17 protein-coding genes are annotated in these 12,106 nt (G+C 34.9%); 4 read left to right on the forward strand and 13 right to left on the reverse strand.

Annotated elements, in window-relative coordinates; translation table 11 throughout:
* From K5S59_RS24225 to K5S59_RS24235, 3 genes are all read right to left on the reverse strand, one after another.
* A partial coding sequence (locus tag K5S59_RS24225; protein WP_220784095.1) for a hypothetical protein occupies window positions 1-190 on the reverse strand: 190 nt, incomplete at its 3' end.
* A 107-nt stretch (window positions 191-297) separates the two neighbouring features.
* Window positions 298-474 (reverse strand): hypothetical protein, encoded by a 177-nt coding sequence (locus tag K5S59_RS24230; RefSeq protein ID WP_204335862.1) that lies wholly within the window; start codon window positions 472-474, stop codon window positions 298-300.
* A 1,464-nt stretch (window positions 475-1,938) separates the two neighbouring features.
* On the reverse strand, window positions 1,939-2,487 hold the full coding sequence (locus K5S59_RS24235) for a tyrosine-type recombinase/integrase (RefSeq protein WP_100651049.1): 549 nt from the start codon (window positions 2,485-2,487) through the stop codon (window positions 1,939-1,941).
* 505 nt (window positions 2,488-2,992) lie between these two features.
* Here K5S59_RS24235 and K5S59_RS24240 point away from each other — a divergent pair.
* Window positions 2,993-3,172 carry a hypothetical protein gene (locus tag K5S59_RS24240; RefSeq protein ID WP_163097065.1) on the forward strand — a complete coding sequence of 60 codons (180 nt, stop codon included), beginning with the start codon at window positions 2,993-2,995 and terminating at the stop codon, window positions 3,170-3,172.
* Window positions 3,173-3,645: 473 nt separating this feature from the next.
* Here the strand turns inward: K5S59_RS24240 and K5S59_RS24245 are convergent, their stop codons facing one another.
* The 8 genes from K5S59_RS24245 to K5S59_RS24280 all read right to left on the reverse strand — a co-directional run bounded on the left by K5S59_RS24245 (window position 3,646) and on the right by K5S59_RS24280 (window position 7,532).
* Window positions 3,646-3,903 carry a hypothetical protein gene (locus K5S59_RS24245; protein ID WP_212981671.1) on the reverse strand — a complete coding sequence of 86 codons (258 nt, stop codon included), beginning with the start codon at window positions 3,901-3,903 and terminating at the stop codon, window positions 3,646-3,648.
* Window positions 3,904-3,923: 20 nt separating this feature from the next.
* Window positions 3,924-4,142 (reverse strand): hypothetical protein, encoded by a 219-nt coding sequence (locus K5S59_RS24250; protein ID WP_163097061.1) that lies wholly within the window; start codon window positions 4,140-4,142, stop codon window positions 3,924-3,926.
* A 236-nt stretch (window positions 4,143-4,378) separates the two neighbouring features.
* On the reverse strand, window positions 4,379-4,951 hold the full coding sequence (locus K5S59_RS24255) for a MerR family transcriptional regulator (protein ID WP_238486488.1): 573 nt from the start codon (window positions 4,949-4,951) through the stop codon (window positions 4,379-4,381).
* Between the two features lie 172 nt (window positions 4,952-5,123).
* Complete coding sequence (locus K5S59_RS24260; protein ID WP_163097056.1) at window positions 5,124-5,402, reverse strand: hypothetical protein; 279 nt, start codon at window positions 5,400-5,402, stop codon at window positions 5,124-5,126.
* A 104-nt stretch (window positions 5,403-5,506) separates the two neighbouring features.
* Complete coding sequence (locus K5S59_RS24265; RefSeq protein ID WP_163097053.1) at window positions 5,507-6,091, reverse strand: hypothetical protein; 585 nt, start codon at window positions 6,089-6,091, stop codon at window positions 5,507-5,509.
* On the reverse strand, window positions 6,088-6,468 hold the full coding sequence (locus K5S59_RS24270; RefSeq protein WP_212981672.1) for a hypothetical protein: 381 nt from the start codon (window positions 6,466-6,468) through the stop codon (window positions 6,088-6,090). Before K5S59_RS24270 ends, K5S59_RS24265 begins: the two co-directional genes overlap by 4 nt.
* A 162-nt stretch (window positions 6,469-6,630) precedes the next feature.
* Entirely contained in the window at window positions 6,631-7,026 is a 396-nt protein-coding gene (locus K5S59_RS24275; protein ID WP_163097049.1) for a hypothetical protein, read from the reverse strand.
* Complete coding sequence (locus K5S59_RS24280; protein WP_212981673.1) at window positions 7,026-7,532, reverse strand: acetate and sugar kinases/Hsc70/actin family protein; 507 nt, start codon at window positions 7,530-7,532, stop codon at window positions 7,026-7,028. Before K5S59_RS24280 ends, K5S59_RS24275 begins: the two co-directional genes overlap by 1 nt.
* 251 nt (window positions 7,533-7,783) lie before the next feature.
* On the opposite strand from K5S59_RS24280, the gene K5S59_RS24285 reads away from it, so the two are divergent.
* Both K5S59_RS24285 and qacH read left to right on the forward strand, forming a co-directional pair.
* Window positions 7,784-8,335 (forward strand): TetR/AcrR family transcriptional regulator, encoded by a 552-nt coding sequence (locus K5S59_RS24285; protein WP_000028029.1) that lies wholly within the window; start codon window positions 7,784-7,786, stop codon window positions 8,333-8,335.
* A complete protein-coding gene (qacH, locus tag K5S59_RS24290) occupies window positions 8,335-8,712 on the forward strand; it encodes a quaternary ammonium compound efflux SMR transporter QacH (protein ID WP_000121134.1) in 378 nt (125 codons plus the stop codon). The genes K5S59_RS24285 and qacH overlap by 1 nt, the downstream gene beginning before the upstream one ends.
* 232 nt (window positions 8,713-8,944) lie before the next feature.
* Here the strand turns inward: qacH and K5S59_RS24295 are convergent, their stop codons facing one another.
* Window positions 8,945-9,487 carry a hypothetical protein gene (locus tag K5S59_RS24295; RefSeq protein ID WP_212981674.1) on the reverse strand — a complete coding sequence of 181 codons (543 nt, stop codon included), beginning with the start codon at window positions 9,485-9,487 and terminating at the stop codon, window positions 8,945-8,947.
* Window positions 9,488-11,023: 1,536 nt separating this feature from the next.
* Between K5S59_RS24295 and K5S59_RS24300 the strand changes: the two genes are divergently transcribed.
* Window positions 11,024-11,704 carry a hypothetical protein gene (locus K5S59_RS24300; RefSeq protein WP_163097045.1) on the forward strand — a complete coding sequence of 227 codons (681 nt, stop codon included), beginning with the start codon at window positions 11,024-11,026 and terminating at the stop codon, window positions 11,702-11,704.
* 103 nt (window positions 11,705-11,807) lie between these two features.
* Here K5S59_RS24300 and K5S59_RS24305 read toward each other — a convergent pair.
* Window positions 11,808-12,106, reverse strand: a 299-nt coding sequence (locus K5S59_RS24305; RefSeq protein ID WP_220784096.1) for a hypothetical protein, incomplete at its 5' end; no start/stop codon positions are given.

A 12,106-nucleotide genomic window follows, 5' to 3' on the forward strand; every position in this document is an offset into this window, starting at 1 on the left:
TAATAGCCATGTTATACATAAATACAGAAGAATAATAAAGTACCGCAAATTCCTCATCATTTATATGTTTATTGAACATTACTTTACTTTTTAACTCATCAAAAAATGCTAGTGTTCCAGATTGTTTATGTACTAGATTAATAACCTCAATTAAGTCTCTTTCAATCTTCTTTAATTTCCATATTTTCATTGTGATTCCCCCTTACTACTAGCTTAGCAAATATACTATATTATTTCATTTAAAAACCTATGTAGTTCCTTCTACGCCTCCCGCTGTGGGCACGTCTTCCCCTACAATTAATTATTGTTTTCTTTTCTTAAATCTGGTTCATATTTATGTTTCTTTTGAACAAATATCTCATGTACTAGCTTCACACAAAAGTCTAAAGTATCTTCCTCATTCATAAACTCAAATCCATACTTATCATTCTGGAAATCTCTCACTTCTTTTAACATTTCTTCTCTACTTTTCATTTCCTCATCTCCTATATGATCTTACTCTAGTTTAGTATAAATCTTGTTTCCACTACATCTTCATCCCTCATCCGCATTCCATGTATACCTCATTTTCTCTTATGTCTTTTATTTTATTTCTTAATGATAATTCTTTTAGCCACTAACCGCGGATAGTGGTAGTTGTAAGTATTCTGTACTATGCTTGGCTTGTGGTAGCTGCCTATTTATTTTTTCTTTTTTCTTTAAAATCTTTTGACTTTTGGTTTTGACGCCCTTACACTGGCGGATTTTGTTGAGGAGGAAGAATGAAGTTTTGGGCAGACTTTCCCCTTGCGATTTTAACAAGGTTAAAGTCTACCCACTCTTTGAAACTGGCTGATATGCCGAGTCTTCGAATTGAGATTGATTGCATTGACCTGCCGTCAGTTCTAGTCAGATTAACTAAACCTTCAGCGTGTAGCTTATCGACTTTACGTCGTACGGTGCGTGTCCACGCCCTACACCGTTCTCTTTCGAGTAATTCGCTACACAACCCGCATATCCCCGTAACAAGTACGAGAATAGCCGTGTGACAGTGTCATGACCGCCGCTTACGAGTAACTTTAGAACTCCAGTCGCACAGTCACGTCTTGTTTGACCCTCCATAGTGTTTTAACGCTCTTTGCCACAAACGTCTTGGTTATCATCGTTTTTATGATGTCCATCCAGAAGATAGCTTCTTCGAGTCCATCACGTAGGCTTTTTTTATGCAAGGCTTGCGTCCTTTACCTCAGCTTTCGTCAGACAGCTGAATGCAATTACAGCTGATATCCGGGTGCAATTCTCTGCTTTGGCTACACCAAACCTACTTTTTATAGTGGTTAGCTACCCACTTTTTGAATCTATGTATCTATTCAGTTGTGTTGTAACTTAATAGAACGCAAAGAAAAAAGGCGTTATCCCATATCTAGGCTTGTCCTCTCACACAAGACTTCTAGATATCGAATAACGCCTTCTTATAAACAAGTGATTTATACTACAAATTTCAAATTAGTAACGTTTACTAGTTGAAATTTGTTAACCTCTTTGTATATAATAAGTGTATCGAAGTCGCTTAATGAATTCTTGAATAATTCATTAAGCTGTTAAAATCGTTGGGGAACGATTTTAACATTATATATCTTAAGCGATGTTTACAGACATCTCTTAAATCGAAGTCCTGTATGGTCGTACAGGTCAAGTCATTCCGCTAGTGCCTAGGAAACACTAGCATCGGGAATGGCTTTTTTCATTTCCGCTCTATTAAGTTACTTTCATTTTACCGCTTTTATTTGCTAAAATGCAAGATATTCTGAAAGTGATAAATAAATTTATTTCTAGAATCCATGATTTATCTACATTTCTCTTCTTTTAATTCTTCGTAAATCTCCGAGATTCGCATTCTGAGTCGATTATCTTTTTAATCATGTATAACCTATCATTTAATGCACTAGAATTACTCTTCTATAAAACAAAGTTATTAAGATCCTCTTCGATTTCTTCAGCCCGGATTCCGATATACAACATTGTTATTTCTGGATGCGAATGATTCAAGATATCTTGTAGCTTTGCTACATCTTTAGTTTGTTTATAAAACCAATAACCGAACGTCTTTCTCATAGTATGGGTTCCCACTGAATCGATATCAGCCATTTCCCCGGCTTTCTGCAACTGTCGATATGCTTGAGTTGGTGTAATTGCCTTATCACCTTTCCTAGATGGGAAAAGCCACTCTGAATCGATTTGAGAGACATATAATTGAATCTCATCATAGATATTGACCAGGTTCAATTGACGAACCTTCTTTGTCTTTCCCTCTTGGATTACCACTTTCTTTTTCTTTTTTACATCACTTACTTTGAGCTTCAGCAAATCCCCAACACGTAAACCTGTGTTGATCCCAATTAGGAACATGATGTAGTCACGTTCTGAACAGTGACGCTTTAATGCCCATTTCATATCTTCAAGTTGTTCTTTACTACGGATTGGCTGCACATCTTTAATTTGATTCATTTTTCTCACCTCATTTTTAAACCAGTAAAATCAACGATTTGAATGTACGTTTTTTTAATATATTCTTATTATACAACAAAAAACACTAGAACACTAGTGTTTACATGGTTTTAAATGTATGTTTTTATCTAAATTCATACATTCATAATTTTTCTTAATTACTATTTGGATGGATAGATTTTTTTGTTATGGTAAAAATAGAATATAAATGTGAGACCGAACATTCCGTTTTGTAACCATGGAAGAGTTTTATAAGAACTATGTGGAATGTAAATTCGCCGTTCGCTGCCTTTTTAAACTGCTGAAAAGCTATTTTATACGAACCATGTGGAATGTAAATAACTTAAAAGCTTGAATTCTTGTTTTCTTTTCTTTCGTTTAATAAGAACTATGTGGAATAAAAAAACTACCTGGTATGGTGGTTTTTTTTCGTTATTGTTGCCTAAATCGGTATATACGTTACCATGCTAAAGTTTCTTACTAAACGGAAACGAGGTGACATGATATGCAAAAAAGAATAGTTACTAAAGAGTTTTTGATTCAACGACGAGAGTTAATACAAAAAATTAAGGAAGCTAGACTTGAAGCAAGAATAGCAAAGTCGAGACATAAGGCGCAATCGTATAAAGCACAACTCCTAAAAGAAAAACTGGAAGAGCTTAAAAACTCATTAGAACTAGCGTAATCCACAACAAAAGACACCCTAAAATAGGCTGTCTTTTGTTGTGGATTACATGTAAAGCCTTTAGCAACTTGAATTTAACGACTTTGTCCTCCAGGACATACAATAATGCCATACCATTCCTCTTACTCCCGCAAGGGATTGTATACAGCTGACAGCTGTATTATCTCCGCCACTCCAATTATTCAAATTGGATGTGAAGTTGTTTGGTATGGATCTTTATCTTTTTTAGTGGCGTATATACGGCTTGAGAGCCTTCCTAAGGGACTTGAATGGATTTACCAGACCAAATATATATACAGGTCACATCTATCGTATATACGCTTCAGTCTTTGCGTAGCAAAGCTTTGATACGTGTGTATATACACGTTTAACTCTGCCATCCTAATGAAATGAGGATGAAGTAAAAGGGCCGTCTTTAAGACGACCCTTTTTGTTTGAAAAATAATAAAGTCCTTTAATTTATAGAATGTGCATCACTTTATATTTTTTCCATGCTCATGAGCTGCACTTACGATACTCACAATATTGTTAATAGAGATTTGTTCGAATCCTGATAACCAAAAAACTGTTCGCAATTCATTTTTTGTCAATTGACGACCGATGCATTCCTGTAAGGATTCCACAAACGGCTTGTATTGATTTAGTTGCCATTCTTCCATTACTTCCCCTAAATCAGATTCAACCCACTCGGCATGACCTCGGTTATTAATACCTTTATAGTTCAAATTCACCAATGAAAACCCCTTTGAGTTTAAGGATATTGTTTTTCAATAAAATTAATTACATCTTCCGATTCTGAAAAATATTCAAGTTTAAGGCATAGGACAGCATGCTTCGAAACTCTGTATTCTGTATCATTGATTTTTTCAACTTCATATCGATAGTTCGATTTGGATTCATCATTGAATTCTATACTTTCATCGAATTTTAAATTAGCAATAGCAAGCTTTTCTTTATCCGTTAAAATCAATTTTTTTCACCTCTTTACTATGGTAACTGAATTCGTCTTATATCCAAAATGCAAAATTGAAGGAAAGAGGTTGTCTTTCTTTTATTTTTGGTTATAAAGCTAAAAATCAATGTTACGGAGGTGATTGTTATGGAGCAAATCTGTTATTCGCTAGCGATAATAGGTTCTCATTTGCTTGCTATGTTCATAGTTGATAGATTTCACGATCCGAGAAAAAAAGTGAAGGGTGAGAAAGATTAAAGTTTAGATTTCTTTGAAAATATCTTTTGAAATAAGGATTTACTCTTTTCTTCACTTTCCTGTTGGACGAAAGCTAATACTTCGTTCATTTTCTGTTGCAAATCATATAGCTGCTCTTTCAATTCGTGTTTTTCTTTTCTCTCTTCTAGAAACATTTTTGTAAGTTCAGTATTTTGAATGATGATCTGTTGTTGTTGATGCACTAATTTCTCTTGAATATTATTCATTTTAACCAATGTCAATTCTGTTTTTTCTACATGTTCATCAGAACGTTCTATCACTGGTGTATGACCGTTCTCATTATACGTAACGCTTTGTGTGATTTGACCGTTCTCTTCTTCAGATAAAAGGATATCCAATGTGTCTGATTTGTTTCTAGAGCCGTCAGATGATAAATTCCGCATACGTTCTAGTAACGCAATATCTTTAGGATAGTAGATACGTTGATTTCTCTTATCTCGTTCAAATTGATAGTTGCGTCGCTCTAGGGCTATGCACCACTTTCGTAATGTATTTGCGTTTAAATCTAGTTGTCTACATACTTCAGATGCGAAGACACCGTATTCCAAGCGAATCCCTCCTTTTGCGCACAGGCTTTGCTTTGAGTATATCATTCATTTTTGCAATGCCAAAAACCTCTTTTTTATGTCTCCGCTATGGTTCGTCATAATTTTTGTAAAGTTTCGGGAAAACTTTACAAAAAATGACGAGGTTCTTTATACCTCGTCATAACCAGTAATTTTAATTATCTTCTTCTTCGTATTTAATAATTTCCTTATGGACATTAGGGAAATTCTCCATGAACTTATATAAAACAACTATTGTAGTTATTTTAGCCGTATCTAAATTACTTGTTTCACTGTATTTAAAATGTTTTGTATCCTGTGACTCATATAACGCTGAAGCGTAAACTTCATATTTTTCTTCATTTCTATCTGGTTTATGTACCCTGGTGTATAAACTTTTTATATTACCTAATTCGACTCTATGTTCTTTGATGTTTTTTATGATTTCTTCCATGATCCATCCTCCTTTTTTTTTTAGTTTTATTGTAGAATAAAAGAGTCGGGTGCAACCGACTCTTTATTTTTTGGGAGAGGACATACTTTTATGTATGTTCTTTTTTATGCTGTTTTACCTGTTTTAACGAACTTCACAAGACGTCTACGAAGGTCTGGTATTTGCCCGTTCTGTATCTTTTTAGAGAGGTCTATGAAGGTTATACGGAGCATATCTTCAACACTCAACACTCTATCATCATCTTTAGCTATTTCATGCATGTCATGAGCAATCCATTCTAGTTCCCTTGCAACTGCATACTCAAGTGAAACAGTGACAGGAATAGCATCTTTCACAAAATCCTTCATGAATTCCTCTGATTCTCCATATCTTTTTACAACTTTACCCTCAAGACTTAGGAGTCCTCTTCGTAATGTCTCTCCGTCAATTCTTTCGTTATATGCGCTTAAGATATCCTTTGCAATCATCGCGAACACATCATTAATTTCAAATTCAAACTCTTTATCTTCAAGACTCTCAGTCAGGTCTTTAATTCTACAAAAAAGCTTGGCTGGAACATGTACACGTAATAGGACAGGACGTTTCTTTTTATAATCTTGAATTATTTTAGAAAAGAAGTTTCTTTTTGTTTTTGCTGATTCAATTTCTCGGCCAATCAAATCAAGAGTTGAATAATTTACTGTGCTCATGGTTTAATTACCTCCAACTCGTATTCAAGTAAGGTGAACGCTACCTTCCGGACAGTGGAGAGACGTTCAGCTGCAATGTCTTCTAGAAGAAGCATTTCTTCATTATGAATCCACGCTTGGATAGAATGATCTGTTTTAGCTAAGTATTGTTTAGAAACAGGAATATCCCAAATTAATTCTCTTTCAAAACTACTTCTTAATAATTCTTCAGTAACATCAGTAACGGTCAAATCATGTTCGGTTACTTTCCTCTTTTGGACCAACTTTCGGATTGTATAATACTGTTCATCAGACACGGGTATGCGCACATAACGTAAGCGGTCACGATGTCTTTTCCTTGGTCTCCCGACCTTTTTTGGCATAATTTCTAATAACATACCTTCACCTCATTGTTTCGATTATTTCTAAAAAAAATGCTGTTTTGGCTATAAAAACTATTCCTCTATTCTCATATTCTTCGTTGCGACGGCTAGGGTGGAGGAGGTTTATTACTTTTTTAAGAAAGCACATCATCGTTTTTTTGATGATGTGCTTTCTATTTAGAAATCAAATTTTTTCAAGTTTGCCTTTGCTTCTTCACTTATTGTTTCTTCTACTTTTTCTTCAGTAACTGGAATCTGTGGTTGCTCTACATTAAACCCAATTGGCAACTGGTTCCCACCACTTTGAAGTAGCTTGACTAAACTTGCAACATCAAGATGAGAATTAGCTGTATGACGCTTCTCCTGTTCACGCATCCACTGGCGAATTGCTTCTTTCGCGATGTATGTCACTGCCGTATTCTTTTCAAAGAATTGAAGGATATCTGCATCCTCTTCTGGATGACATAACACCGTTATTGCAACATTCCCATCTGCTCGTACAGTGCGTCCATAAGCCTTTTTTTCCTTTTCTTGTTGTTTCTTTTCTTGCTGTTCTTTTTTGGCACGTGGCATTAACTAGCCACTCCCTCCTTCAAGATATTACTCTTAGCCTTAATGAGGTAACCTTTCGCGTTCTCGAATTGACTTTCTTCAGCAATTATTACTCGTGGATCTTTTCCGAATTGCTTATCCAATTCTTCTTTCAACGCTTCAACACCACCTCCGACAAAGAGCACTTCATCGTACGTATCATATTGTAACCCGTTTTGACCGGTTTCGTTAGCTACATTTCCTACCTTTTTCTTAAATTCTTCTTTCTTAATATCAGTGATATCAACCTTATATTGTCCCTTTGTGATGCTATTTCCTTTTCTTGATTCACTTTCGATAAAGAACTCATTTAATGCAAATGTACGCAACATTTCTTCTTCTGCATACGCTCGATTTAGAATGTTTTCATAGACTTCTCGCATTCCTAATGTTTTGTATGTTTTCTTTAGACTCCCCGCAACGATCTCAGCATAATCCGTTGAACCGAAGCCAACATCTATAATCAAAACTTTGTATTCATCTTTCATATAGGGGTAGAGTCCTGAAAATGCGGATTTACAACGGTAATGTAATTTTCACCCATAAATAAAGCCGATTTTAAGAAATCGACTGTTGAACTAAAGCTCCCTTTACTTTAAGTACATTTCTTCACAATCTTTAGATTAATTTATTGGATTATTTTTATGTGAAAGAGTGATATTAAATAAGAGCTTTAATTCGATTGACAAAAAAACCGTCCAGAAGGTATATTATATGTATCTAAGTTATGGAGGTTATTATGTCTATTTCAAAGCATGCTAATAAGAAAAAAAATATATTGATTGCTGCATCTGAAATTGTAAAAGAAGAAGGAGTTGTCAAACTCACATTAGAGGCAGTCGCCCAAAGAGCTGGCGTGAGTAAAGGTGGATTATTATACCATTTTCCTAGCAAGGAAGCATTAATTAAAGGAATGGTGGAAGATTGGACAAATAATTATTTCGAATGCATTAATACGTTAGTTAATAACGACGATGATAACGCAATAGGAAAATGGAATAGGGCTTATCTTAAATCTACATTTTCCGATTTAGAAAACAATAATCTAAATTCCGCACTAATGGCTGCTATGTTTATTAATCCAGATTTATTAGATGAATTCCGGCAGAGATACGATATTTTGCATACAAAGTTAATAACTGATGGAATTGATCCTGTCAAAATAACAATTACAAGATTATCCATAGATGGTCTTTGGTTTTCAGAAATATTTGGAATGGCACCATTAAATGAAGAACTAAAAACACAAGTTTTTGATGAACTAATAAACATGATTCAGGAGGACGAATAATGTCATATCTATATTTAGCACTTGCAATAGTGGGGGAGATTATTGGCTCTTCCCTATTAAAAGCATCTGAAGGCTTTTCAAAACTCTATCCTACAATAGGGGTAATAATAGCTTTCGTTGGTTGTTTTTTCTTTTTATCCTTGTCGCTAAAAACAATCCCCTTAAACACTGCATATGCATTATGGGCAGGTTTAGGACTTGTTTTGACTACAGTAATTTCAGTTTTAGTTTGGAAGGAAAAACTTAACATGGCTAGCATTGCAGGAATAACACTGATTCTTGTAGGAGTTGTAATATTGAATTTGTTTGGACCAGGACATGGAGAATCTGGTCATGAAGCAAGCGAAACTATTACAATGAATGAGACAATGGAATAACACATAAAAAAGTCCTTCTTAATAAAGAGAAGGACTTTTTAGCTTAATTAAGGGTATTTTTTGAAGTCCTTATTCAACAAACCTGCGTACGTTAGTTTAAGTGTATCACTTCACAATTCCAATAGAGTAGAGTTTATTGAGACATAATGAAATTAGCGTTTTAAATGACTTCTGACTGTCTCATAAGACTTGTATCAAATGCTTACCGTTGTAAATCCGCATTTCCCTGACGCTACCCCATATAATGATTTATTTTAGCGTTATCTGGGCTACCATCTGCGTTGAAAATACGTTTCGCAAATGCCGCAAGTGGTTGCAACGTTGAAGCAACTGATAATACCTCAAATTCAATATCATTTACTGTATGCTTCCCTACCAAGTTACTATCTAAATCTGTTTGTACTGATTTGATATTAAAATGATTTGCTGGAACTCCAGTAGCTGCATGTACATTGATAACTGCATCAGTGACATCTAGCTTTTGAATATTTTTAAAGATTGCAATCAGGCTTTCAATCTTGTATTCAAGCGTTTTATATCTTCGGATATTTTCACCACTACTACTCTTTGAACTTTCTAAAGCTGAGATTTGGAAGTACTTTTCACCAACTTTGAAAACTGTTTTTCCATAAGCTTTTGCGATTAAATCCTTTTCAGTTGTTGGATCAGTAATCTCACGAATTGTGTTTAAATATGCTTCCTGGTGAACATCAGACGCTGTTTTTACAAATCCGTTTGCTGATTCGAATCCTACTGCTAATACAACTTTTTTCATAATAAATTCCTCCGATTAATTTTGATTTAATATGTATTTAATTTATATTTAATATCTATTAACTTGATTCTTATTTTACACTACAAAAATATGAGATTGCAAGTATTTTTTAATATATATTTAATTTATATTAAATATATATTCTTTTTTGTTTTTTATCTGTTCTAGATAATCTTAAAAAATGGGTCACCTAATTTTAGGGAATTAATCGATGTGGTCGATGAACTGGTTTTTGTTCAGCGATCACATCGATTTTACATAGCGTAGCGAATGCACTAAAACGTTGATATAACAGCATTTCTGATGCCTTTTTCACACATTTGGGATATATGGTTTAGAATTTACTTGCTCTGAAAAGAGTAAGTTTGCTCTGCAAGAGCAACTTTCTATAAGGAATATAGTAAGGAGAGAGTTTGAGAGAAACTGCATAGCTGGTTCTTTCAATTCCAGTCCATGCGTAGCTTGGATCTGGAACACGCCTTTAACTATAAATAATCAAACTACTAATCAGAGAGGAGAAAATGAAATGAAAAAGGATGGAGGATAAACCGAATAATTTTTACTTACACCAAGTAAGGAAAATGAAATTCGGCTACCAACCGGACTTCATTTCTTTACTCAAAATACCGATATAATTGTCAACTGCCATAGATTAATATCTATATTTATTGTCTTTTTACAGGCGAAGAAATAGACTGCCAATCTATTTTAATTCGCTGTTCCGGTGTGAAAATCTAACTACCAATTAGATCATAGCCGGTTCCGGTGACGCGTCATGCATCGAGAGGTGCTCGTGATGTGTCAATGAGGGCTGTGACCGAAAGGTTGCTTCTACTCAATATGGTTACATACAAGGATTGTGGGCGACACGAAAATAGTGAACTATCATTTTTGATATTTGCTCGTTATAAATGAAGTGGTTAAAATCCATTCAGCGGGGTGAGGGAAACCTTACAACGTTTGACTAGGTCGGGGAGGTGACAACAGTAATGTTGCTCACTAAATAGCTCAACCGGTAAAGCCTTCCTTACGGAAGTAAAGCACCCGAAACGTGTAATGACGTGGGTGCAACCTAGTACGAAATCATTAGAGAGGCGAGACCCAAGTGCTTTGAAGACATAATGTACCCAAAACCGAAAGGTGAGTAAGGGGGAGCTTCTATATTCTGCCCCATGCTATATGCATACAAATTATGTTGGAGCGACCTGACTATGATTTTAGACATTTATAACTAACGTGGGAAGGTCCGAACGGTTACCTCTATACATTTAGGGTGGTACCTAAATTAGGAGCGTAATGCGAGGACTGAGAGCGAATTTGAGTAGGTTTTAAGTGATTCTGCTGGGTAGTGGAAGAGCGTGTTCTGATAGGGTGGTACCTATCTATAAAGACGACCGAAAGAATTCACCGTATGTAAAAAGACATTAAGGAGAGGCGATCAAGACTTTTCTGTGGCAAGAGAAGTCTGCTTCTTAAACCTGGCGGTTTTGTGTTCTGTTATTCATCGACGTTTTTATGTCACTGGGAGGTGGCTGCATGAAGGACACTAGATTTGATTATGAATTAGCGAGTTGGCAAGCACTACTGAGGATGTTGGCGTACTTGGTTTCCAGAGGTTATTATTACTGGCATATTACGTATATTCCTGAAAAAAAATTGCACAAAGCAAGTGATATTGATAAACGGTTAATTGAGCGCTATGGAGCTAGGAAATCTAAGTTTCAAAGGGCTAGACAAAAGAAAAAAGGAGAAGCAAATTTTTACTACATGCGTTGGCATAACGTGGTTGTTATGTTGCACACAGTTGGAGAAATTAAATTTGAGATAGAGGATGAATTTTTTGATATTCGAAAACAGCCACTCGAAATTAAAATTTCGGAGTTGGTGTCTTTTGTGCTACGATTTCGACCTAAAAAAGGTGGAAGTGGTAACTACACATTCTATTTAAGTAAAGATACTTATAAAAAGTTGAAAGAGGATATTAGCCATAATGCGGGATTAAAACAGATGAACAAACTATATGGTGCATTCAAGCGTTTTAATAATTTCCCTAGTTACTATGGTATTCTTAGTCAAAAAATGCAATTAAAGACCTATTTATTTAAACAAGCTAAAAAACATGGTTTGCGTTATAACGAAGATAATTTTGTTATCAAAAACAAAATAAACAACAAAATAAAAATCTGGAAGGAGCCCATTAATGATGAGGATTCTTAATATAATTCATATAAAAAGTAGACAATAAAAAATAGAGAGACCTATTAACCTATATGGTTATGTTCAAGGACTCTCTTTTTCTCGTTTTATATTATGGCCAGAATCATTTATTTATAGATTGGATCTCAACTGTTCCAGACAAGCCATCGATAAACTGGGAAGCCACTTCTTTTAAATTTCCCAATTCAGATTCTAATAGTTGTTGTCTTTCTTTATATTCATTTTCACTAAACGCTGATGATCCCTCACAGAACTCTTTTCCGTTTTCTTTTGTTAAAGCTAGAGTAATATATAGATTTTGAATTAACTGCTGAAATACAGCCGATTTAGCACCCAGGTTCTCATATTTATCTAATAGTTTAGTATGAGTCATTGGTGCAATAACAATGTCCGGTTCGCGCT

The organism is Bacillus sp. BML-BC051 (assembly GCF_019656175.1).
In the GTDB taxonomy this organism is placed as follows: Bacteria; Bacillota; Bacilli; order Bacillales; family Bacillaceae_G; genus Bacillus_A; species Bacillus_A mobilis.